Here is a 21964-nt window from a genome sequence, read left to right as displayed (position 1 = left end):
TTCAGTTCTCGTGCGCGGCTTAAATCCCGCTCAGGGCACGCGTCAGTATGGATTTGATTGCACCGGGGTTCAGCGGCATCGGATTGTTCTCGACGAGACGCGCTGCGTTCATCGACAATTCGGCAAGCGCATCGAGCCTATCATCCGCGATTTTGATTTCTCTTAGAGTCGCCGGAATTCCGATGCGGGCAAACAATTCCCGCACGCTTGCAATTGCCACCGTTGCAGCCTTTTCATCGGAATCTGCTGCTGTGGCCACCCCTATCGCACGCCCAATCTCTGCATAATCAGCAGCGGCAGCGGAGGCATTGAAGTCCATCGTGTAGGGCAGCAATATGCCCACACCCAGCCCGTGCGCGGTATGTGTTTCCGCACCTACCGGATATTGTATGGCGTGCGCCGCGGCTGTGCCGCCGCTGCCGAATGCAAGACCAGCATAGGTTGACGCCAGCATGACCGCCGAGCGCGCCTCGATGTCTTCACCATTTTCCACGGCGCGTTCGAGGTTGGAAAATATGAGCTTGATTGCGCTGAGCGCATATTGGTCGCTCAGCGTATTCTTGCCGACGAAAACCCGCTCCATCGCCATTTGCGGATCGGCCGGGCGCGCGACCGCAGCAAACGCCTCAATGGCATGCGCCAAGGCATCGGCACCTGAAATTGCCGTCAACGCCTTGGGGCAGGACAGCGTCAATTCAGGATCGCAGATTGCCGTATGCGGAATGAGCGCCGGGCTTGAAATGCCGACCTTCATCGTCCGCTCAGGATCGGCAAGTACTGCAACCGGCGTTACTTCCGAACCGGTGCCGGACGTCGTTGGAACAGCGATCAGCGGGCGGATCGGGCCGGGCACCTTGAACTCTCCGTAATACTGAGAGAGCGGGCCAGGATAAGACAGCAGCAAGCTCACCAGTTTCGCGAGATCCAGGCAGCTGCCGCCGCCAAGCCCGATCACCACTTCCGGGTCGAAATCGCGAAAGGTTTCGACGCATTCCAGAATGCCGGCGAGCGGCAATTCCGCTTCGGTCGCATCGAAAACGATCGCGTCCAGTTCATGCGCCTTCAGATCGTCGAGGATTTCGCTCATCACCGGCAATTGCGCAAAACGCTTGTCAGTGCAAATCAGCACGCGCTTCCCAAGATCGGCAGCGGCACGTCCTATCGCGCGACGCTGGCCGGGTCCGAACAGAAGCCGTGCAGGTGCGCGCGTCACACCATAATCAAGCCGCATGGTTATTCTCCTCTTCGCCCGTCAGGCGCTCTTTCTTGGCAAGTATTTGAATACGCTCCCAGATTTCAGGAGCCAAACGGATGTCGTCGTCCAACAGCGTATCACGCGTCTGCAGCGCCCTGTCGCCGGGTATGCGAACTGGAAAATTTACGTCAGCCGGATCGGTAGCGCGCACCTGATCCATGAAACGGGCAATGACGGACGCCATGCCGCTCGCCGGTTCCAGCACGATAAAGACATCGCCCTTGTTGCAGGCGTTGTGCGAATCCAGCGTGCCTTTGACGTCCGTGCCGATAGCGGCACCGGTGAGGCTTGTAACGAGGAGCTCGAATGCGAGGCCTAAAGCATAACCCTTGGCTCCGCCGAACGGGGCGATCGAGCCTTTCTTGGCGGCTTCGGCATCAGTCGTCGGATTGCCATCCGCATCAAGCGCCCAATCGTCGGGGACGGGCTCGCCGCGATTGGCGTAATCGTGAATCTTGCCCATGGAAACGAGGCTGGTCGCCATATCCAGAACGAAAGGTTCCGGGTCTGCGGGAATGCCAATCGCGATCGGATTGGTGCCAAGCATTGCGCGCCTGCCGCCCCATGGATGGACCAATGCCTCGCTGATCGTCATGCCGATCAGGATTTGCCCCTGTTTCGCGACGTGTTCGGCATACCAGGCAAGCATTCCGAGATGGTCGCAGTTGCGGATTGCCGCTGCTGCGATACCGGTTTCCCTGGCACGGGCGGATACCTCTTCCAACGCGGCCATAGCGACAACCGGACCTAGTCCATGCTCACCATCGACGTCGAGAAGTGCATGGCCCCGCCAGCTATGTTTTCCGCGACTTGCGGGATTGGTTGCCCCGCTCGCAATCCGCTCAACGATGCGTGGAAGCCGCAGAAGGCCATGTGACGCCGTGCCCCGCAACTCCGCTTCGAGCAGCAGGGACAGTTGCGTCTCTGCGTCTACGTCCGCGACGCCAGCCGCCTTCAATGCGGCAAGTCCGGCAGATCTGATTTCGTTCAAGCGTGGCATTGCAGTCCTTGTCGTTCTTCTGCTTTCGGGAGGATCGCGCGTCGGTGAAAATCGACGCGCGATGCCACTTCATCAATTGCCAAGCGACAGATCGCGCAGCCACAAGGTGATCGCCGGTACATATGTAATCAGCATCAAAGCTGCGATCACGGTGGTCACGGGGAAGATCAGCGGTCGGAACATCGTCTGCACGGGTATTCGGGCAACCGTTGCAGCGGCGAAAAGATTCACCCCAAGCGGTGGCGTGATCATTCCCATGGCGAGATTGACGATCATGATGATGCCGAAATGAACCGGATCAACACCGTAGGCGATAGCCACCGGCGCAAGGATCGGTGCCAGCACAAGAATTGCTGCTGACGTTTCGACGAACATTCCGACTACGAACAACAGAATGTTCACGAACAGCAGGAAGGTGACAAAGCTGTCGAAGCTGCCACGCGACCATTCGCCGATCGTCGCCGGGATGCCCGAGAGGCTGATCAGGAACGAGAAGAGTCCAGCCGCCGAAATGATCAGCATAACTGCGCCGGTAGAGATAGCGGAAGCGCGGAAGATTTGCGGCAGGTCCGAAAGTTTCAGTTCCTTGTATATAAAGAGCCCGACCACCAGCGCATACACAGCAGCTATAGCTGCAGCTTCGGTAGGCGTGAAAATACCACCATAAATTCCGCCGATGATGATGACAGGAAGCATCAACGCCCAGACGGCATTGAACGTCACCTTAAGGAAGGGCTCGCGATTTGCACCGTCTTCCTTTCCGTATCCTTTCAGCCTGCACCAGATCTGCACCATGATGAGAAGTGCTGTCGCGATGAGCAGGCCTGGTCCGATACCCGCAATGAAAAGCTGCGTGACTGAAGTCTCCGTCGCGACCGCATAAAGGATCATCGGAATCGATGGAGGTATGATGACGCCCAGTTCGGCAGAAGCGGCCTGGACGGTCGCAGCCACGCGAACTGGATAACCATGCCGGACCATTGCCGGAATAAGGATCGCACCGACCGCGAATGTCGTGGCGACGGACGAGCCGGAGATTGCCGCAAAAATCATGCATGTGATGACGCATGAGCTTGCCAGACCGCCCTGAATGCCGCCGACAAGACCCTTGGCAAAATCCACCAGACGGCGCGAAACGCCGCCATGTGTCATCAGGTTTCCGGCCAGAATGAAGAAAGGAATGGCCAGAAGCGGGAAGCTGTCCAGCGCGTTGAACATCTTTTGAGGAACAACAAGCAAAGGCAGATTGCTGAAGAAGGTAATGCCGAAGATTGCAGACAGCGCGATGGCGACTGCGACTGGAACTGAAAGCGCGAACAGAAAGATCAGCGCGGTGACGAGAGCGACGTTCATTCGTGCATGTCCTTCGAAAGTTCGCGGGGGGAGAAGTGGGCGAGAAGGATGCCTGGGACAGCAAGTGCCGCACCGACCGGAATGGCCGCGTAAAACCAGGCCATCGAAATATGAAGCATAGCGATCTTCTGGCCGCTGACCCGCAGCGCCATCATCGTGCCGTACCAGGCCAGAACGCCGAGAAACACAAGCACCAGCGTCGTCACCGCGATCATGACCACGCGCTTGATAGGCGCCGGGACGATGTCACGAATGAATTCCAGCGGGATCATCGCGCCGTAGCGAAAACCAGCGCCGGAGACCATGAACACCATCCAGACCACGACCCCGCGCGCTACGATTTCCGTCCACGCGGCAGCATGACCAATGCCGAAGCGCGTGATGACTTGTATGGACACGAGCGCGGTCGCGACGGCCAGCAAAACGGCAGAAATATTATGCGTCAGCGAAATTAGCCGTTCGCTGGCGGATGCGAGCCTTGAGCGCATCACGTCTCCTCCCTCAATTCTGTGATTTGGAAGCTATGGCGCGGCAGTCATTCTGCCGCGCCGGCATGCTTACTTCTGCGCGTCGCGGATGCGATCGAGCATTTCAGTGCCGTACTGCTTGGAAAAGTCTTCATACACCGGGGCTACAACTTCGGCGAAAGCTTCCTGATCGACGCTATCGACAACTTCCATGCCATTCTCGCGGAGCGTTGCCAGGCCTTCGACTTCATTCTTGGAAACATATGCGCGGTTGGCTTCAACACCGGCTTTTGCCGCTTCGCGGACCCAGCCCTGCTCTTCCTCGCTCAGCCCGTCCCAATGGATCTTCGACATCATGATGATTGCCGGCGAGTAGAAATGTCCGGTCAGGGTCGCGTATTTCTGCACTTCCCATATGCGGTTTGCGATGAAGATCGACATCGGCGTTTCCTGGCCGTCAATGGTGCCCTGCTGAAGAGCGGTGATGACCTCGGTCCAGCTCATAGGCGTGGGCGCAGAGCCCGCAGCCTGAAACGACTTCAGATGGATGTCGTTTTCCATGGTGCGGATTTTCATGTCCTGCAGGTCGGACGGCAAGACAATCGGCTTGCGCGAATTGGTGATGTGGCGGAAGCCGTTCTCACCCCAGCCAAGCGCCATGATGCCTTGCGGTTCGAACTTGTCGAGCAACTCCTGACCTATCGGGCCGTCCAGAATTGCACGTGCCGAGTCATAGGACTTGAACAGGAATGGAAGATCCAGAACGTAGGTTTCAGGCACAAAGCCGCCGACAGGCCCGGTGGATGTGACACCCATCTCGATCGAGCCGATCTGCATGCCTTCGAGAATCTCGCGCTCGCCGCCAAGGACGCCGTTGGACTTGATATTGACCTTGATATCGCCGCCGGACAGTTCCTCGATCTTCGCCTTGAATGCTTTTGCAGCAGCGCCGTAGTGCGATTCTTCAGGCGGGGTCATGGCGATATTGAAATCTTTTGCATAGAGCGGCGCGGAAAACGCCACCATTCCTCCGAGCAAAATTCCCTGCGCAATCCTTGAAAAATAAGTCATTCGTGCCTCCTCCCGAGGTTCAACCTTGTCGAGTTCAACTTCCTCTCAAAGCGATCGCTCCTATCGAGACGATGCCCTTTACATCGTATATCCGATACGATATTTAATCCCATATACGATAGAAATCCGCGATGCAAGCTTCCAGTTCTCGTGGCAGAATGCATTCGGCAACAATCAGGCAGGACATGAGTTTCCCACCCATGGAGTTAGAAACAGCAAGGGCAAAGCTCGCCCAGCGGCACTCAATCGGCGACGACGTCTACCATGCGATCGTCTCCGATCTGATCGCCCTGCGCATACCTCCGGGAGAGCGCATGTCGGTCGATGCCCTGGCGCGGGACTTCGGCGTTTCGCAGACGCCGGTGCGTGCGGCGCTCATCCGTCTTGAATCGGAAGGGCTCGTCGTAAAGAAGTTCAATTCCGGCTACAGCGCAGCGCCCATGCCTTCCAGTGCACGGTTTCGCGATGTCTATGCCATGCGCCTGTTGATCGAGCCGGAAGCGACGTTTCTTGCAACAACGAACGCCAATGATGAGACGATTCGGCAGCTTCAGGGTCTCTGCAAGGAGATGAAGCAACTCGTCGCGGCTGACACACGCGCGAACTACGGGCGCTTTGCCCTGCTCGACGGCCAGTTTCACGCATTGATCGTGCATCTATGCGGCAATGAGGTGATCGCCGAGACACTGGATCGGCTCTACGCTCACATGCATCTGTTCCGCTTGCGCTATCATTCGGCTGTGGCCGAAGAAGCCGTAAAAGAACATCTGCTGATCGTGCAAGCCATGGAACGCGGCGACGCAGACGCCGCGCGAAAAGCGATGGCCGAGCACATTCTTTCATCGCGCGAGCGCATGGAACCCTTCTACCAGATCATCGACTGAACTGCGCAATGCGCTTAACGGCCCGCTTTCGCGGGTGAATGACGGGCATGCGCCCGGGGAGATAATAATGAATTTGAAAGACGTTCTTTGGTTTGACCCGAACCAGATTTTCATTGGCGGCGCATGGCGCAAACCCGAAGGCGCGGCGACGATCGATGTCGAGAACCCGTCAACCGGCCAAGTGATTGGAACCATCGGGCGCGGAACGCCTGAAGATGTGAATGCGGCCGTCGATGCAGCACAGGCAGCAATGGATGGTGAATGGGGACGCCTCACCGCAACGGAGCGCGGCCGCATCCTCATGAAAATGTCGTCGCTGGTTCTTGAACGCGCCGAAGATCTCGCGATGATCGAGGCCCTGGATGTCGGCAAGCCGCTGCATCAGTCGCGCAACGATTCCATCGCTCTGGCACGCTATCTCGAATTCTATGCAGGTGCGGCCGACAAACTCTTCGGCACCACGATCCCCTATCAGGATGGGTTCACCGTCTACACGTTGCGCGAGCCACACGGCGTTGCGGGGATCATCATCCCCTGGAACTATCCGATGCAAATCCTCGGACGCGGTGTTGGCGCAGCGCTGGCTGCGGGCAATGCCTGCGTGCTGAAACCTGCGGAAGACGCATCCTTGTCTTCACTCGCCTTTGCCGCAATCGCCGAAGAAGCCGGTCTTCCGGCTGGTGCGCTCAACATCGTGACCGGGCTCGGGTCGGATGTCGGCGCTGCACTTTCGGGCCATTCCGGTGTGCACCATCTGTCGTTTACCGGTTCGGTGGGAACCGGCGAGCGCATTCAGGCCGCAGCAGCCCGCAACGTCGTTCCGGTAACGCTTGAGCTTGGCGGCAAGTCGCCTCACATTGTGTTCGACGATTGCGACCTCGACAAAGCGATGCCGACACTTGTCGGCGCATGCATGCAGAATGCCGGACAGACTTGCTCCGCCGCCTCGCGCGTTCTGGTTCAGCGCGGCGTCTACGAAGAGGTCAAGCGCCGCATGGCCGAAATCTACCGCGGTCTGGAGGCCGGTCCGGCCATCGGCAGCCATAATCTCGGACCGCTCGTCTCACGAAAGCAGAAGCAGATCGTCAGCTCGTTCATCGAGATCGGCAAGGCCGAACTCGTGGTCGCCGCCGAAGGAAAAATCCGCGACGACGCTTCGGCTGAAGGCAATTATGTAGCGCCTGTCCTGTTTGCCGATGTTTCTCCCGACCACAAGCTGGCGCAGGAAGAAATTTTCGGCCCGGTTCAGGTTCTCATCCCGTTCGATGACGAAGCTGATGCACTCCGGATCGCCAACGGCACCGAATTCGGATTGGTGGCCGGCGTCTGGACGCGGGATGGCGGCAGGCAGATGCGCATGGCGCGCAAGCTGCAAGTCGGTCAGGTTTTCATCAACAATTACGGTGCTGGCGGCGGTATCGAACTGCCTTTTGGCGGGGTCGGCAAATCCGGGCACGGCCGCGAAAAGGGCTTCGAGGCTCTTTTCGGATTCACCCGCGTCAAGACGGTAGCGGCGTCACACGGCTAAACGCCACGCGGCACCCAAACCCTGTTCAAAATCGACAAGGCGGCATGAGCAATCATGCCGCCAGAGAGACTTGTTTGTCCAAAATCCGGGAGAGAGAAAATGAAGATCGCACTTTTAGGCGCAGGCGGGAAAATGGGCATACGCCTTGGCCGCAATTTGTCCAAAACGTCCCATGACGTGCATTATGTCGAGATCAGCGAAGCTGGCCGCGAAAGGCTAAAGACCGAACTGAATGTTTCGCCGAGCGATCAGGCGGACGCACTGAAGGCGGCGGATGTAGTCGTGCTTGCCGTTCCCGACACCGTAATCGGCACTGTTGCCGAAAAGATCGTTCCGACACTCGATTCCGGCACTTTGGTCATCATCCTCGATCCGGCAGCACCTTATGCGGGACATCTGCCGGAACGCGAAGATATCGGCTATTTCGTCACCCACCCATGCCACCCGTCCATCTTCAGCGACGAAGAAAGCAAGCAGGCTCGTGATGACCGCTTCGGCGGAATAGCTGCCAAACAGTCGATCGTAAATGCATTGATGCATGGCCCGGAAGCGCTCTATGCGCGCGGCGAAGAAGTCGCGCAGATCATCTGGGGGCCGGTCCTCAGATCGCACCGTCTGACAGTCGAGCAATTGGCCCTTCTTGAGCCCGCACTGTCTGAAACCCTGGCCGCGTCCCTGCTTGAAGTCATGCGGGAGGGTGTCGAAGAAGTCGTAAGGCGTGGCGTTCCTGAAATCGCGGCACGCGATTTTCTGCTCGGCCATCTCAATATTCTTGCGGCCGTCACTTTCGGGCATATTCCCGGTGTTTTCTCGGATGCATGCAACAAGGCAGTCGAAAACGGCAAGCCACGCCTGATGCGCGATGACTGGAAGGGAATCTTCGAACCGGCCGAACTGGCCGAGAGCATCCGCCGCATTACGTGATCGCCTGGGGAAGCACGCAGGACATATTCTCTCATCGCCACGCCCGCATTCTGCGTCTGGCCATTGTCAAAGAACCGGGAAGCGGGGCGCTTGGCCGTGCCTTCCTAGTGTAAGTAATTATGTGGCGCGACGTCCGCACCCCGCCGTTCGGAGCTTGAGAAGCCAAGTTGTTGGCTTCTCGTCCGCTGCGCGGACCGCTCCTCACCTGCTACCCAGTCGGTCGGGCACAATGTCTCCTGCATTCAATAGTGCAGGCAAACATCGCGGTTTCTCCGCACGCTTTGGGATGTTTCATCGGCGGGGTTTGTCACTTCCCGCCATGAACGCATCTTCGACGCGCCGACCTGTCGGATGCCCTCGGAACTCACGACTACCGCAGTCGCAAATGGGAAGTCACCGCTGTCTGAACCGATACCCGGTGCGCACCGGCTTCCCGCTAAGACAGTGGGGGAATGATAGGGGCGGGGTGTGAGGGGTGAATAAAAAACATGAAATTGGAGTTTTTATTCACATGCGGTGGCATCGCTGTGCTTGTTTCGGCAGGCACAGCATGATCACCGGAGACCGACGAGTTGCATCAGTTCTTCGGCTGAACCGACTGCCTTAGACCAAGATGCGGATAGAGGGCATCGACGGCGAGGACGTCGCTGTTGAGTTCGGCGATCAGCCAATCCTGGACGTCTGCCACGATGGGACGCAGGGGCTTGTCTTTCAGGCGCACGAGATGGCACTGGCGGCCTGTCTTCATGAGATGTTCGCTTGCCGGTACCAGGGCTTTGGTTCGAAGCCAATGCGCAACGACATTCAGCCAGCCCAGTCCGACGCCCTGCCCGAGCAACACGGCTTGCACCACGATGGCGTAATCGGAAAAGATCATCGAATTTCCGGTGTCACCCTCATTCAATGGTGAAAACAGGCTCGACCAGTTCGGCTGTGCATCGCTGAGATTGATCGTGGTGTCCGGTATCCGCCTCACATCACTGCCGTTGACGCTGTGACTTTCCCGGTAGGACGGGCTGCAGATCGGGACCAGTATTTCCGGCATCACGAAGACGGCCTCATGGCGCTCATCGGGGCCGTTCACAAATCTCATTCCGATATCCACATCGTTGACCGGGCCGGAAACGGCGCCCATCACAAGCTGGAATCTCAAATCGACGGCAGGAAACTGGCGCTTGAATTCCGCCATGCGAGGCATCATCCAATGCGTCGTAAATCCAGTGGAAACCGACAGGGAGACAGTTTGAACACCGATGCGGCGGTCTTCGATTTCGCCCAAGGCGCTTTCTATTCCGGAAAACCCTCTGGAAATAGCATCGAAAAGAAGCTGGCCTGATTCGGTGAGGCTCACTCCACCCGCCTGACGCATGAACAAAGCTGTCCCGAGATTCTGCTCCAGACGGGTGATCATACGGCTGACTGCGGCGGGCGTGACGTTCAGTTCATCGGCGGCTTTGGAAAAATTACCGCATCGCGATGCTGCTTCGAACGTAAACAGCCCATTCATGGACGGCAGAGATCGTCTCAATTTGTTCATTACATAATGTAACACCTCCCTGAACTTTTTTTCAATTGCCGATGGCCTGCTTCTTTGGTCTGTTGCTGATCAAGGAAGGCACAAGACCTTCGGGGAACAGAACATGTGATTGTGCAGGGCGATGATTGCCCAGACAGACTCACCTGTTCAGGTTTTCTACTCAACAAGGAATGTCGCGCCTGCCACCCAAGCATCAGCGCACATAAATTTTTCAGTGGAATCAGATGGTTGATATAAAAAATTCAGGGCGTGTGGGCGTTTCCATCCGAAACGCGCAAAAGAGCTACGGCCAGTTCCGCGCTTTGGACAATGTCAGTCTGGAGGTCGCTCCCGGCGAATTCGTTTCCATCCTCGGACCTTCGGGATCGGGAAAGACCACTTTTCTGGGTATTCTCGGCGGCTTCGTGCAGCCGACGTCAGGTTCAATCTGGTTGGGCGATCGGGATATTACATTCGAGCCGCCTCACAAGCGCGATATCGGTATCGTTTTCCAGAATTACGCGCTCTTTCCTCATATGAGCGTTGCCGAGAACATCACATTTCCACTGCGCGCGCGCCGGCTGCCGAAATCGAGCTGGCCGGAGAAGCTCCAAAGCGCGCTGGATATGGTCGAGCTCAATGGTTACGCGGATCGGCGCATCCACGAATTGTCCGGCGGTCAGCGGCAGCGCGTGGCGCTTGCGCGCGCCATGATTTTCGAGCCGCGGCTGATCCTGATGGACGAGCCCCTGTCGGCACTCGACAAGCAGTTGCGGGAATCCATGCAGATCGAGCTACGGCAATTGCACAAGAGGCTCGGCGCGACGATCATCTACGTTACCCACGACCAGCGCGAAGCGCTGACGATGAGCGATCGCGTCGCCATCATGAACAAGGGCAGGTTTGTACAGGTCGATACGCCGGAACAGCTTCACGACAATCCGGCAGATTCTTTCGTCGCCCGCTTTATCGGCGAAGCGACGCTTCTTCCCGTCCAGCGCGAGAATGACGACACGGTGCGGCTGGGTGATGCAATTTTGCGTAGTTCGCATCGCGTCCCACAGGGCGATCAGCTTTATCTTGCGGTTCATTCCGAAAAACTCGTGGTTGCGGACGGCAGCGAACCGACCGGCTCGAACCTGCTGACGGGAACCGTCACGGAAACACTCTATCAAGGCGAAAGCATACGGCTTTTCCTCAAACTATCGTCCGGCGGCGATCTCAGCCTGCGGTTGCCCGGCAATTATGCGGGCCGATCGCAACTCAAGAAGCCCGGCGATCCGATTATCGTCGCACTACATCCCGAAGACACGATCGTCGTTCCGCAAGCACCCTGAAACGCACGGTCGTTCTGTATTCAAGAAGGAAAGAAACTATGAAACTTACTCAATTCAAGGTCATGACATTCGACGTCGTCGGCACCCTGATCGACTTCGAAAAGGGCGTTCTGGATGCCGTGCGGGCTCTTGGCGGTGAAAAGACGGCGGGACTGTCGGACGACGACATTTTCGAACCCTACAAGCGCGGACGCGACAAATTCTATGGTCGTTCGTCGGTCGCCATGAAGGACGTCTATCTGTCGCTGGCAGAGGAACTCGGCTTTAAAAATGATGTGGCGACTGCGGAAGCCTTTCAGCTTTCGGTTCTGCGCTGGCCGGCTTTTTCGGACTCCGTCGAGACGCTGGCGCGTCTGCGCAAGAATTTCCGTCTCGTCGCGATGACGAATGCGGACCGTACCGCCTTCTCGGCCTATTCGGACGCGCTAGGCAATCCGTTCCATGACAGCGTCACTTGCGACGAGGCCGGTTGCGCCAAGCCGAACCCGCAATTCTTTGCCTTCAACAAGGGCCGCCAATCCGTGGCCGGATACAAGCAGTCGGAAATCCTGCATGTCGCGCAGAGCCAGCATCACGACATCGGTGTCGCGAAAGAACTTTCCTACACGACATGCTGGATAGAGCGGCGCCAGGGCCAGAAAGGTTTCGGCGGCACGCCCGAACCCAAGGTGCTGACCAAGCCCGACTATCACTTCTCCTCGCTCAAGCAGCTTGCAGACGCCGTCGATGCGGAACTGGTTGCACGGTTTCAGACCGCAAGCGCTGCCTGAGAAAGACAGGAGATGACCGCCCAGCCGCCCTTCCCCGATATTGCCTCGCTCTGGCAGGAGACAGCCGTCGACCGCCCGGTCTTCGGCGAGCTGTCGGGCGGTCATCAATATGACGTCGCAATAATTGGCGGCGGTTACACGGGCCTGAGCACTGCCCGCTACCTCGCCGCACGCGGCATCTCGGCGGTGGTACTTGAAGCAAGCCGCATCGGATGGGGCGCCAGCGGCCGCAATGGCGGCGTCGTTTCCGGCAAGTTCCGCATTTCCTTTTCCGAAATCGCTGCGCGCTTCGGCATCGACACGGCCCGGCGCATGCACGATCTCGGTATCGAGGCGATCGATCATGTCGGCGAACTGGTCGAGGATTACGGCATTTCGGCTGCCGATTATCAGCCGACGGGATCGCTGCGCTGCGCGCATAATGCCGTCTCGCTCGCCGCTCTGAAAAAGGAGACAGAGTGGCTGAGACAGGCGCTCGGTGACAAGGCCTGTCGCATTCTTTCAGCGGAAGAAATGGCGGCGGAAACCGGCTCGCGGGATTTTACCGGCGGGATGCTCAACACCCATGGCGGCATCATTCATCCGCTCAATTTCGTGCTTGGCATTGCGAGAGGCCTAAAGTCCGCCGGGATACCGGTTTTCGAAAATACGCCGGTTACCGGAATGCGTCGTGACGGAGCCGGGGTGCTTCTGGAAACGCCGGGCGGCACGATCAATGCCAGGCAGGCCGTGATCGCTACCAACTCATATTCCGACCTGACGAAAGCGACCGCAAGCGTTCGCAAGGCAATCATCCCATTCCGCTCGGCAATGATCGCGACGGAACCGCTTTCCGGCAGCAATCTGCTCACCAATGGCCGCAGCTATACGGAAACAAGGCGCATGATGCGCTGGTTTCGCAAGGCCGGTGATCGTCTGCTCTATGGCGGCCGGGGTGCATTCGGCAAGACGGATTCGACAAGCGCTTTTTCAGCGCTCCACAAGGCGATGGTGCGCCAATTTCCCGAACTGTCGAACGTTGCGGTTACTCATAAATGGTCGGGTCTGGTCGCGATGACCATGGACAGCATCCCGCATGCCGGGCGGCTCGACGAGCGTGTCGTCTATGCGGTCGGCTACAATGGTACGAGCGTGGCGCTGGCTTCCACGATGGGCAAGCACGTTGCTGCGATTGTCGCTGGCGAAAAGCCGGATCTCGGTCTTCTGACTTCGGAGCGGCTGAAACCCGTTCCCTTTTATCCCATTCGCGAACCCGCCGTCCGGCTTGTCGCCGGCTGGTACCAGTTCCTGGATGCAATTGGGCGCTAAGACCCTGAATTCAAACATCAAAGCAGGGCGTGAAATCCTGCCAAAAGAGGAGAACGGAAATGAGACTCAAACTTTCAACTGCGATACTCTCCGCGTCCATCGTCACACTTTCCGCCGGGCTGGCATCGGCTGAACAAATCACCTTCGTTTCGCAAGGCGGCGCCTACCAGGAGGCGCAGACCAAGGCAATTCTCGACCCGGTTGCCGAATTGCTCGGCATCACCATCAATCAGGACAGTTCGCCCGACGCATGGCCGGTCATCAAGACGCAGACCGAGACGGGCAAGCCTGTCTGGGACGTCATCGACACACCCGCCAAGGACTGCATTCGCGGCGGCGAGCAGGGCATGATCGAGCCGCTCGATTTCTCGAAGCTGCCGAATGTCACCAACATGCCTGCGGAATATAAGAGCCCCTATTCTGTCGCGTATGAATTCTATTCGAGCGTCCTTGCCTACAACACGGACAAGTTCGGCGAGAACCCGCCGCAGAGCTGGGCCGATTTCTGGGACGTCAAGAAATTCCCGGGTACGCGCGCGTTGCGAAATCATCCGCTTGCGACACTTGAAGCAGCGCTTCTCGCCGATGGCGTAACCCCGGACAAGATGTATCCGCTGGATGTCGATCGGGCTTTCAAGAAGCTCGAGGAAATCAAGCCGCATGTAACGGTCTGGTGGACATCGGGCGCGCAATCCGCACAGCTTCTGGCCGATGGCGAAGTCGATATGGAAATGGCCTGGAATGGTCGTGTGACGGCAGTTGCCAAGGAAGGCCTGCCGATCGGCTACACCTTCAATGAGGGCTTTTTGCAATACACATCGCTTTGCATTCTCAAGGGTGCACCAAATCTGGAAACGGCGGTGAAATTCATCAACGCGGCGATGGCGCCCGACATTCAGGCGAACTTCCCGGCTTACATCGATTACGGTCCGGGCAATCCGGAAGCTTACAAGACCGGTAAGATTTCTCCGGAGCGTGCGGCCGAAATGCCGAGTTCGCCGGAAAATGCCGCCAAGCAGCTTCTGGTTTCGGATGAATGGTGGAGTTCGCCTGCTGGTGAAGAAGCGCAGAAGCGCTGGGCTTCTTTCATCCAGCAGTAAACACCAAGCCAATAGCATCGGCCCGAAATTCCGGGCCGATGCATGGATTGAAAAACTTGGAGCGCTCCTTGTGTGCCCGATAGGCCGCCGCCGCTCCAAGGAGGGTCATTGATGACGATGTCGACAACCAATCCTTCGCAACTTCACGACCGTCGCGAGCAGCGCCTGATGTTGATGCTGCTTGCCCCGGCGCTGCTGGTGGTTTTTTCGCTGCTGGTCGTGCCGCTGCTGTGGCTGGCCTGGCAATCGATCTGGCAGGATGGCGGCTTCACGCTCGTCAATTACGAGCGATTCCTGACCGATTCCGTTTATTGGATGACCTTCCTGCAAACTTTTCGCATCGCAATCGTCGTCACATTGGCGACGCTGCTGCTCGGCTATCCCGTCGCTTATGTGGCGGCGGCACTTCCGCAGCGCTGGAGCGTGATCGTTCTCGCTTTGGTGCTGCTGCCATTCTGGACCAGCGTTCTGGTGCGGGCCTATGCGTGGCTGATCCTGTTGCAGCGCACAGGCATCGTCAATTCGGCGCTTAAAAGCGCCGGGCTGATCGACACGCCACTGCTGCTCGTCAACAATGAATTCGGCACCGTGATCGCGACAATCCACATCCTGCTGCCATTCATGGTGCTGCCGCTCTATGCGACGATGAAGAAAATCCCGCCGGAACTCACAATGGCAGGGTCGAGCCTTGGCGGATCGCCTTCCTATGTCTTCACGCGCATCTTCCTGCCGCTTTCCATGCCGGGCATGATTGCCGGTATGGTTCTGGTTTTCGTTCTGACGCTTGGCTTCTACATCACGCCGGAGCTGCTTGGCGGCGGGCGCACCTACATGGTTTCCATGCTTGTCTCCCGCAACATCGAGGTTTACAACGAATGGGGCGCGGCCTCGTCGATCAGCGTCGTTCTCATGATCTGCGTTTTCCTGATCTTCAAACTGGCCAGCATGCTCATTCCATTCGAACGCATCATGGGAACGAGGTGACGCATGCGTAGACCCAATTTCCTGCTTTACGGCGCGGTCATCCTGATCCTCGCATGGCTGATCATCCCGATCCTCATCATCGTGCCGATGTCGTTTTCGGGTGCGCGATTCCTGACCTTCCCGCCGCCATCATGGTCGCTTCGCTGGTATGAGTCCTATCTTGGCAGCACCGCGTGGATGCAGGCGACAAAAGTCAGCCTGATCGTGTCCGTATCAAGCGCCGTGCTCGCGACGATATTCGGCACAGCCGCCGCCTATGCGCTCAACATGACCTCGTCACGACTGGTGCGCAGCTTGCAAATGCTGCTGCTATTGCCGCTGATCGTGCCGATCGTCATCACCGCCGTCGGCGTCTTTCTGGTCTATGCGCAGGTTGGCCTTCTCGCCAGCATGACGGGCCTGATCCTCGCTAACATCATGCTTGGCCTGCCCTATGTCATCACTTCGGTTCTGGTCGGCCTGCGGAAGTTCGACCACACCCAGGAAATGGTGTCGCGCAGCCTCGGCATGAACCGGCTGCGGACCTTCTTCGTGGTCACGCTGCCGCAAATCCGCCCAAGCGTCATCTCCGGCCTGCTGTTCGCTTTCATCTCGGCCATCGATGAAACAGTCGTGGCACTGTTCATCTCCGGCGGCCAGTATCAGACGCTGACCAAGCGCATGTTCACCGCATTGCGAGACGAAATCGACCCGACGATCGCCGCGATCAGTTCACTGCTGACTGCGATATCCTTCATTCTGGTAATGCTGGTGGCGCTCAACGCGCGTAGCACGGAACGTCGCCAGGGCAAGACTGCATGATCACAGACCATCTGATCCTCGGCGGCGGCTCGGCCGGATGTGTTCTGGCGGCACGGCTTTCCGAAGACCCGAAGCGAACGGTGGTGCTTGTCGAGGCGGGTCGCGACATCTCGGCCGGTGATATTCCCGACGAGGTGCGAAGCCGCTATCCCGGCCGCGCCTATCTCGACACACGCAATATCTGGGCTTCGCTCAGCGCATTGATGGGCTATACGCGGTCGAACAGCGCCCCGCGCTCATCGCGCCGTTACGAGCAGGCGAAACTTCTGGGCGGCGGCTCGGCAATCAACGCACTTATGGCCAATCGCGGCGCGCCTGCCGACTATGCCGAATGGGAAGAACTTGGTGCTAGAGGCTGGGGCTGGGAATCTTGCCTGCCCCATTTCCGCAAAATCGAGGCGGATCGGGATTTCGACGGCCCGCTGCATGGCAAGGATGGCCCGCTATCGATCCGGCGGATCAGCGACGACAGGATATCCCCCTTTGTCATTCAGGTTATGAAAACGCTGGAGACGCGCGGGCATCCTATACGTCCCGACCAGAACGGCCCTTGGGAAGACGGTACGTTTCGCGGCGCGGTTGCTGTCAGCGACAAAGGTGAACGGCTTCCGACTTCCATCGCCTATCTGACACCTGAAGTCCGTGGCCGGGCGAACCTGAAAATCATTACTGACAGCACGGCAACGCACATTCTTTTCGACGGGATCCGGGCGATCGGGGCCGAAATCACCGGGAAAAACCCGCAAACGATCAATGCGCGCGAGATTATCGTCGCATCGGGCGCAATTCATTCACCGGCGCTGCTTCTGCGCTCAGGAATAGGCCCCGGAGCAGAGCTGGCCGCACTTGGCATTCCTGTCATCGCATCCCGCGCCGGGATCGGCCGCAACCTCATGGAACACCCATCCATCGCAGTCGCTGCCTACCTGCCTACATCGATGCGAGAGAAAAATCAGGCGGAACACCATGAACAGGCGATCTGGCGATTTTCGTCAGCCCTGCCGGATACGCCACAGGGCGATATGCACGCGGCGATCCTGTCGCGCTACGGCTGGCATTCGGTCGGACATCGCATGGGCGGGCTGTTTTTCTGGATCAACAAATCCTACTCGCGCGGCTTTCTGAAACTCGGTTCGGCCAATCCGCTGGCCGAACCGGAAGTCGATTTTCGGATGCTGACGGACGAGCGTGATCTGGAAAGGCTGAAACTCGCATTGCGTATGGGCGCGCAAGCGCTGCTCGATCCGCATATGGACAGCCATCGCGGCACGGTCTTTCCATCGAGCTATTCGCCGCGTGTGGCGAAAGTCGCCGTTCCCGGCAAGTGGAACGCGCTCCAGCGAGGCGCTTTATCAGCGATGCTCGATCTCGCAGGACCATTGCGTAGCGCCCTCATCCATTCCGCTGTGACGCTTGGCACGACTATGGACGGCTTGCTCAACGACGATGTGGCGCTGACTGAATTCGTTCGAAAACATGTCGGCGGCACCTGGCATCCATCGGGCACATGCCGCATGGGATCACCTGACGATCCGATGGCGGTCACATCGCCGACAGGCCGGGTTTACGGCGTAGAAGGCCTGCGTGTTTGCGATGCATCGCTGATGCCATCGATTCCCTGCGCCAACACCAACATACCGACAATCATGATCGCCGAACGGATCGCCGATTTCATTCGTTGCGGCCAGTAGGCGGGAACGGCTACGCGGCCTTTCGGGAGCTCCCCGCCTTGACTAGCAATTGTTTTGCGGAAGACGGGTCAAGTGCTGCGGGCCTTTCGCAACTGGTCGTCATTGTCACGAAGCGCCCGGTTTCGCCGGATTTGAGGATCGCTGTCATCACTTCGATCACATGGATCGCGAGTTCCAGCGAGCAGCGGTGGGGCCGATCCTCGATGATGGCCTGCGCCATATCCGCAAGACCGGAGGCGCGGTAGTTGGCCAGCGGTCCATGCGGCGATTCCTCGTTCGCCACCGCGAAAGGATGCTTCCACGCAGGCATGCGCTTCACCGGTTTTTCAGCCGCGGTATAACGCACCTCGCCGCCGAAGAAATTCGGATCCGGGACGAAGAGGCTGCCCTTTTCACCATAAAGTTCGATCGGGGCGTGGCCGTGGCTCCAGACGTCCCAGCTTGCGCTGAATGTGATCGCTGCTCCGCTCCCGAATTCGAGCAATGCCAGAAGCGTCGTCGGCGTATCGACCTTCACCGTCTGGCCAGCGCGGGGCTTGGATATGATCTTGCGCTCGCTCTGCGGTGTCGCCGCAAGCGCGGCCACGCGACGGACAGGCCCGATCAACTGGACAAGATTGGCGATGTAGTAAGGTCCGAGGTCGAGAACCGGCCCGCCCCCTAACGCGTAGAAGAATGTCGGATCGGGATGCCAGTGTTCCATGCCGTGATTCATGACATGGCATGATCCGCTGGTAATCCGGCCAACCGCTCCGGCATCGACCAGATGGCGCGCCAATTGATGGGCGCCGCCGAGGAACGTGTCCGGCGCGGAGCCAATCCGAAGCCCCTTCTTTTCAGCGCGCCTCTTCAGGTCGAGACCGTCCTTCAGCGAAAGAACGAAGGGCTTTTCCGAGTAGACATGCTTGCCAGCATCGAGCACGGCCTTCGACACGCCATGATGGGCTGAGGGAATGGTGAGGTTGACGACGATGTCGATGTCGGGCGCGGCGATCAGCGCCTCGACAGACATAGATTTGAGGCCGAATTTCTTCGCCTGCGCCTCTGCCAGTGCAGGCTTCAGATCGGCACAGGCGACGATCTCAATGCCCCGAAAAAGAGGAGCCAGGCGAAAATAGGCCGTCGAAATGTTTCCGCATCCGATGACGCCGACCCGTAAATGCTTCGCGTTTGCCATCAGCGCACCTCTTGATATGCCTGCACGGCCTCGATCGAGCGGCGCGCGAAACGCTCCAGATCGGACGGATTGTCGTGCTCCATGGCATAGACGGTTGCCGGGGTTTTCAGTCGAAGTTCCTTGAGCAGCGTCTGCCAGCCTACCGTTCCGTGGCCGACATCCGCCCAGCCGTCCTCATCCGTGTTCTGACCTTCGGGCGCGATGTCTTTGACATGCACGGCCCGGATACGGTCCGCATAATCGGTGATCCAGCGCAACGGATCGTCACCGCCGCGTATGATCCATGCAACGTCGAGTTCCATGCATATCGAGGGTGCCGCATCGAGAATGAGCCGTTGCGGAATCGAGCCGTCGTCGAGCGCTTTGAACTCGAAATCGTGGTTGTGCCAGGCGAAATGATAGCCGCCCGATTTCGCCTTTTCTCCGATCGCGGCCAGCCGCGCGCCGAAATCGCGCCAGCCTGCGGCATCGGCAGGCCTGCTCTCCGGCATGAGAAACGGGCAGATCAGAAGCCGGATGCCGAGCGTATCGGCGATACGGCGCACGCCATCGAAATCGCCTTCCAGAGCCTCGATCGAGAAATGGCCGGACGGCATGGTGAGGCCATTGTGGTTCATTTCACGACGCAGCCCAGCCGGATCGTCATAGACGCCTCCAAAGCCTTCGACCTGCGTGTAGCCAAGATGCGCAAGCAGCGCGAGCACGTCGCTCCACGGCAAATGGTTTCGGGCACTGTAAAGCTGAAAAGACCAGTTCATGTCACTGTCCTGTCGGGTTGAATGAAAATATTCAAAGACGGCGCCCATCATCTTCGGCAAAGAGGGAGGCGCGCATCGGATCGAAACCGACCGCGATCGTGTCGCCGCTTTCGGGCGCGCGTTCGGAGGGCACGCGAACCGCGAAAGGCTTTTCGCCGAGCCGCGTCCAGACGAGCGTGTCGGACCCCATGGGCTCGACCACCTCGACCGGCAGATCAGCGGAGAAGGGCCAGTCCATCCCGCTATTAACCGCCACATGCTCAGGGCGGATGCCGAAAGCGGCTCCCGCTTGCGATACCGGAGCATCGATGAAGCCGTAACGCGAGAGCGGGATAGAAACCGGGCCGGATTGGAAGACGGGGCCATCCGCCGCCTGCTCGATACGGCCTTCGAGAAAGTTCATGCCGGGTGAACCGATGAAGCCCGCGACGAAGCGATTGACCGGGCGGTTGTAGATCGTCTGCGGCGTGTCGAGCTGCTGAATGACACCGCCGCGCATAACCGCGATGCGGTCTGCCAGCGTCATGGCCTCGATCTGGTCGTGGGTGACATAGATCATCGTATTGGCAAGCTGCTGATGCAGCCGCTTGATCTCGACGCGCAGCTCGGCGCGCAGCTTGGCATCAAGATTGGAGAGCGGTTCGTCGAACAGGAAGACATCCACGTCGCGCACCAGCGCGCGCCCGATAGCCACGCGCTGACGTTGCCCGCCGGAAAGTTCGGACGGCCTGCGCGCGAGCAATGGCTCGATTTGCAGAATATCGGCAGCGCGCGCGACGCGTTTCTGCACTTCGGGTTTCGGCATGCCTGCGACGCGCAAGCCGAAGGAGAGGTTCTTCTCCACTGTCATGCGCGGGTAGAGCGCGTAGGACTGGAACACCATGCCGATGCCCCTATCCTTCGGCTCCTCCCAGGTGACATTGCGACCGCCTATCCAGATTTCGCCATCGGAAATTTCGAGCAATCCGGCGATGCAGTTGAGAAGTGTGGACTTGCCGCAACCGGAAGGGCCGAGCAAAACGAGGAACTCGCCATCCTCGATGTCGAGATTGAGCGAATGCAGGACCTCGACACTGCCGAAGGACAGCGCGAGCTCGCGGATCGAGACGCTGGGGCTTTCGGTTTTCAGATTTACGCTTTTGTGCATGCCTAGCCTTTCACCGCGCCGGCAGCGATGCCGCGCACGAAGAAGCGGCCCGAGAGGAAATAGACCGCCAGGGGAACCGCCGCCGTCAGGATGGTCGCGGCCATGTTGACATTGTATTCGCGCACGCCGGTCGTGGTCGTGACGACATTGTTGAGCTGGACGGTCATGGGCAGGTTCGCACGCCCGCCGAAAATGAGCCCGAGCAGAAAATCATTCCAGATTCCCGTTATCTGAAGGATGATTGCGACGACGGTGATCGGCACCGCCATAGGCAGCATGATGCGGAAAAATATCTGCCAGAACCCCGCACCATCGACACGCGCCGCCTTGAACAATTCCTGCGGCAGTGACGAAAAATAATTGCGGAAGAGCAGCGTTATGATCGGCATTCCGAAAATGGTGTGGACCATCACGATGCCGGAAAGCGATCCGAAAATGCCGAGGTCGCGCTGAAAGACGATCAGAGGGTAGATGACGCCCTGGAACGGCACGAAGGCTCCGAAGACCAGAATGCCGAACAGCACATTCGCGCCGCGATATTGCCAGAAGGAAAGCGCGTAGCCATTGATCGCTCCGATGGTGACGGAGATGGCCGTCGAAATCACGGTGATCTTGACCGAATTCCAGAATCCGGGACGGATGCCTTCGCACGCAACGCCGGTGCAGGCTGACGTCCATGCCTTGATCCAAGGCTCGAATGTGACGCTCTGCGGCAGTGCGAACAAGTTCCCCTGCCTGATCTCGTCCATATCCTTCAGGGACGTGACGATCATGACGTAGAGCGGCATCAGAAAGAAAAGTGCCGCGATGATGAGAAAGGCGTAAATGCCGACCCGCGCCAGGGAAACGGACTTCGGCCTGCGGCCTCGCGGCTGGGCTTGTGCAGCCATCGT

The 21964-nt window shown here is 58.5% G+C and carries 20 protein-coding genes; 10 read left to right on the top strand and 10 right to left on the bottom strand.

Going from position 1 to position 21964, the window contains the following annotated elements; genetic code table 11:
* Window positions 1–19: 19 nt before the first annotated feature.
* From ABFT80_RS08430 to ABFT80_RS08410, 5 genes are all read right to left on the bottom strand, one after another.
* Window positions 20–1231 carry an iron-containing alcohol dehydrogenase gene (locus ABFT80_RS08430; protein WP_347971448.1) on the bottom strand — a complete coding sequence of 404 codons (1212 nt, stop codon included), beginning with the start codon at window positions 1229–1231 and terminating at the stop codon, window positions 20–22.
* Window positions 1221–2255 carry an Ldh family oxidoreductase gene (locus tag ABFT80_RS08425; protein ID WP_455189906.1) on the bottom strand — a complete coding sequence of 345 codons (1035 nt, stop codon included), beginning with the start codon at window positions 2253–2255 and terminating at the stop codon, window positions 1221–1223. The genes ABFT80_RS08430 and ABFT80_RS08425 overlap by 11 nt, the downstream gene beginning before the upstream one ends.
* Window positions 2256–2327: 72 nt before the next feature.
* Window positions 2328–3608, bottom strand: a complete 1281-nt coding sequence (locus tag ABFT80_RS08420; protein ID WP_347971446.1) for a TRAP transporter large permease — start codon at window positions 3606–3608, stop codon at window positions 2328–2330.
* Entirely contained in the window at window positions 3605–4096 is a 492-nt protein-coding gene (locus tag ABFT80_RS08415; protein ID WP_347971445.1) for a TRAP transporter small permease, read from the bottom strand. Before ABFT80_RS08415 ends, ABFT80_RS08420 begins: the two co-directional genes overlap by 4 nt.
* 69 nt (window positions 4097–4165) lie before the next feature.
* On the bottom strand, window positions 4166–5146 hold the full coding sequence (locus tag ABFT80_RS08410) for a TRAP transporter substrate-binding protein (protein WP_347971444.1): 981 nt from the start codon (window positions 5144–5146) through the stop codon (window positions 4166–4168).
* Between the two features lie 200 nt (window positions 5147–5346).
* Between ABFT80_RS08410 and ABFT80_RS08405 the strand changes: the two genes are divergently transcribed.
* From ABFT80_RS08405 to ABFT80_RS08395, 3 genes are all read left to right on the top strand, one after another.
* The gene (locus tag ABFT80_RS08405) at window positions 5347–6030 is read left to right on the top strand and encodes a GntR family transcriptional regulator (protein ID WP_347971443.1); all 684 of its coding nucleotides are present in this window, start codon (window positions 5347–5349) and stop codon (window positions 6028–6030) included.
* Window positions 6031–6097: 67 nt separating this feature from the next.
* Window positions 6098–7558: an aldehyde dehydrogenase family protein gene (locus ABFT80_RS08400; protein ID WP_347971442.1), complete on the top strand. Its 1461-nt coding sequence runs from the start codon at window positions 6098–6100 to the stop codon at window positions 7556–7558.
* Window positions 7559–7657: 99 nt separating this feature from the next.
* Window positions 7658–8482: a phosphogluconate dehydrogenase C-terminal domain-containing protein gene (locus ABFT80_RS08395; protein ID WP_455189905.1), complete on the top strand. Its 825-nt coding sequence runs from the start codon at window positions 7658–7660 to the stop codon at window positions 8480–8482.
* Between the two features lie 577 nt (window positions 8483–9059).
* Here the strand turns inward: ABFT80_RS08395 and ABFT80_RS08390 are convergent.
* Complete coding sequence (locus ABFT80_RS08390; RefSeq protein ID WP_347971440.1) at window positions 9060–10019, bottom strand: LysR family transcriptional regulator; 960 nt, start codon at window positions 10017–10019, stop codon at window positions 9060–9062.
* Window positions 10020–10243: 224 nt separating this feature from the next.
* Between ABFT80_RS08390 and ABFT80_RS08385 the strand changes: the two genes are divergently transcribed.
* The 7 genes from ABFT80_RS08385 (at window position 10244) to ABFT80_RS08355 (ending at window position 17989) form a co-directional block, all read left to right on the top strand.
* Window positions 10244–11335: an ABC transporter ATP-binding protein gene (locus ABFT80_RS08385; RefSeq protein ID WP_347971439.1), complete on the top strand. Its 1092-nt coding sequence runs from the start codon at window positions 10244–10246 to the stop codon at window positions 11333–11335.
* 38 nt (window positions 11336–11373) lie between these two features.
* Window positions 11374–12105, top strand: a complete 732-nt coding sequence (locus ABFT80_RS08380) for an HAD-IA family hydrolase (protein ID WP_347971438.1) — start codon at window positions 11374–11376, stop codon at window positions 12103–12105.
* 12 nt (window positions 12106–12117) lie between these two features.
* Entirely contained in the window at window positions 12118–13413 is a 1296-nt protein-coding gene (locus ABFT80_RS08375) for an NAD(P)/FAD-dependent oxidoreductase (RefSeq protein WP_347971437.1), read from the top strand.
* 59 nt (window positions 13414–13472) lie between these two features.
* A complete protein-coding gene (locus tag ABFT80_RS08370; RefSeq protein WP_347971436.1) occupies window positions 13473–14513 on the top strand; it encodes an ABC transporter substrate-binding protein in 1041 nt (346 codons plus the stop codon).
* Window positions 14514–14624: 111 nt separating this feature from the next.
* Entirely contained in the window at window positions 14625–15497 is an 873-nt protein-coding gene (locus ABFT80_RS08365; RefSeq protein WP_347971435.1) for an ABC transporter permease, read from the top strand.
* A 3-nt stretch (window positions 15498–15500) separates the two neighbouring features.
* The gene (locus tag ABFT80_RS08360; protein WP_347971434.1) at window positions 15501–16298 is read left to right on the top strand and encodes an ABC transporter permease; all 798 of its coding nucleotides are present in this window, start codon (window positions 15501–15503) and stop codon (window positions 16296–16298) included.
* Window positions 16295–17989 carry a GMC family oxidoreductase gene (locus ABFT80_RS08355; protein WP_347971433.1) on the top strand — a complete coding sequence of 565 codons (1695 nt, stop codon included), beginning with the start codon at window positions 16295–16297 and terminating at the stop codon, window positions 17987–17989. Before ABFT80_RS08360 ends, ABFT80_RS08355 begins: the two co-directional genes overlap by 4 nt.
* A gap of 10 nt (window positions 17990–17999) precedes the next feature.
* Here ABFT80_RS08355 and ABFT80_RS08350 read toward each other — a convergent pair whose 3' ends face one another.
* The 4 genes from ABFT80_RS08350 to ABFT80_RS08335 are packed head-to-tail and all read right to left on the bottom strand — an operon-like array spanning window position 18000 to window position 21961.
* Window positions 18000–19166 (bottom strand): Gfo/Idh/MocA family protein, encoded by a 1167-nt coding sequence (locus ABFT80_RS08350; protein ID WP_347971432.1) that lies wholly within the window; start codon window positions 19164–19166, stop codon window positions 18000–18002.
* A complete protein-coding gene (locus ABFT80_RS08345; RefSeq protein WP_347971431.1) occupies window positions 19166–19924 on the bottom strand; it encodes a sugar phosphate isomerase/epimerase family protein in 759 nt (252 codons plus the stop codon). Before ABFT80_RS08345 ends, ABFT80_RS08350 begins: the two co-directional genes overlap by 1 nt.
* A gap of 31 nt (window positions 19925–19955) precedes the next feature.
* Window positions 19956–21071, bottom strand: coding sequence for an ABC transporter ATP-binding protein (locus ABFT80_RS08340; protein WP_347971430.1), 1116 nt, complete (start codon window positions 21069–21071; stop codon window positions 19956–19958).
* A gap of 2 nt (window positions 21072–21073) precedes the next feature.
* Window positions 21074–21961: a carbohydrate ABC transporter permease gene (locus ABFT80_RS08335; RefSeq protein WP_455189915.1), complete on the bottom strand. Its 888-nt coding sequence runs from the start codon at window positions 21959–21961 to the stop codon at window positions 21074–21076.
* Window positions 21962–21964 lie beyond the last annotated feature (3 nt).

It is taken from the genome of Foliimonas ilicis, assembly GCF_039939195.1.
Classification (GTDB): Bacteria; Pseudomonadota; Alphaproteobacteria; order Rhizobiales; family Rhizobiaceae; genus Foliimonas; species Foliimonas ilicis.
Note: the sequence above shows the minus strand (reverse complement) of the source record. Positions and strands in the feature narration are given on the sequence as shown.

What these genes read in the sequence shown, in the direction of transcription:
- ABFT80_RS08365 (WP_347971435.1), top strand. Translation starts at nt 14,625, where the DNA reads ATGACGATGTCGACAACCAATCCTTCGCAACTTCACGACCGTCGCGAG.
- ABFT80_RS08360 (WP_347971434.1), top strand. Translation starts at nt 15,501, where the DNA reads ATGCGTAGACCCAATTTCCTGCTTTACGGCGCGGTCATCCTGATCCTC.
- ABFT80_RS08345 (WP_347971431.1), bottom strand. Translation starts at nt 19,924, where the DNA reads ATGAACTGGTCTTTTCAGCTTTACAGTGCCCGAAACCATTTGCCGTGG.
- ABFT80_RS08340 (WP_347971430.1), bottom strand. Translation starts at nt 21,071, where the DNA reads ATGCACAAAAGCGTAAATCTGAAAACCGAAAGCCCCAGCGTCTCGATC.
- ABFT80_RS08420 (WP_347971446.1), bottom strand. Translation starts at nt 3,608, where the DNA reads ATGAACGTCGCTCTCGTCACCGCGCTGATCTTTCTGTTCGCGCTTTCA.
- ABFT80_RS08375 (WP_347971437.1), top strand. Translation starts at nt 12,118, where the DNA reads ATGACCGCCCAGCCGCCCTTCCCCGATATTGCCTCGCTCTGGCAGGAG.
- ABFT80_RS08355 (WP_347971433.1), top strand. Translation starts at nt 16,295, where the DNA reads ATGATCACAGACCATCTGATCCTCGGCGGCGGCTCGGCCGGATGTGTT.
- ABFT80_RS08410 (WP_347971444.1), bottom strand. Translation starts at nt 5,146, where the DNA reads ATGACTTATTTTTCAAGGATTGCGCAGGGAATTTTGCTCGGAGGAATG.
- ABFT80_RS08430 (WP_347971448.1), bottom strand. Translation starts at nt 1,231, where the DNA reads ATGCGGCTTGATTATGGTGTGACGCGCGCACCTGCACGGCTTCTGTTC.
- ABFT80_RS08370 (WP_347971436.1), top strand. Translation starts at nt 13,473, where the DNA reads ATGAGACTCAAACTTTCAACTGCGATACTCTCCGCGTCCATCGTCACA.
- ABFT80_RS08405 (WP_347971443.1), top strand. Translation starts at nt 5,347, where the DNA reads ATGGAGTTAGAAACAGCAAGGGCAAAGCTCGCCCAGCGGCACTCAATC.
- ABFT80_RS08395 (WP_455189905.1), top strand. Translation starts at nt 7,658, where the DNA reads ATGAAGATCGCACTTTTAGGCGCAGGCGGGAAAATGGGCATACGCCTT.
- ABFT80_RS08385 (WP_347971439.1), top strand. Translation starts at nt 10,244, where the DNA reads ATGGTTGATATAAAAAATTCAGGGCGTGTGGGCGTTTCCATCCGAAAC.
- ABFT80_RS08425 (WP_455189906.1), bottom strand. Translation starts at nt 2,255, where the DNA reads ATGCCACGCTTGAACGAAATCAGATCTGCCGGACTTGCCGCATTGAAG.
- ABFT80_RS08415 (WP_347971445.1), bottom strand. Translation starts at nt 4,096, where the DNA reads ATGCGCTCAAGGCTCGCATCCGCCAGCGAACGGCTAATTTCGCTGACG.
- ABFT80_RS08380 (WP_347971438.1), top strand. Translation starts at nt 11,374, where the DNA reads ATGAAACTTACTCAATTCAAGGTCATGACATTCGACGTCGTCGGCACC.
- ABFT80_RS08390 (WP_347971440.1), bottom strand. Translation starts at nt 10,019, where the DNA reads ATGAACAAATTGAGACGATCTCTGCCGTCCATGAATGGGCTGTTTACG.
- ABFT80_RS08335 (WP_455189915.1), bottom strand. Translation starts at nt 21,961, where the DNA reads ATGGCTGCACAAGCCCAGCCGCGAGGCCGCAGGCCGAAGTCCGTTTCC.
- ABFT80_RS08350 (WP_347971432.1), bottom strand. Translation starts at nt 19,166, where the DNA reads ATGGCAAACGCGAAGCATTTACGGGTCGGCGTCATCGGATGCGGAAAC.
- ABFT80_RS08400 (WP_347971442.1), top strand. Translation starts at nt 6,098, where the DNA reads ATGAATTTGAAAGACGTTCTTTGGTTTGACCCGAACCAGATTTTCATT.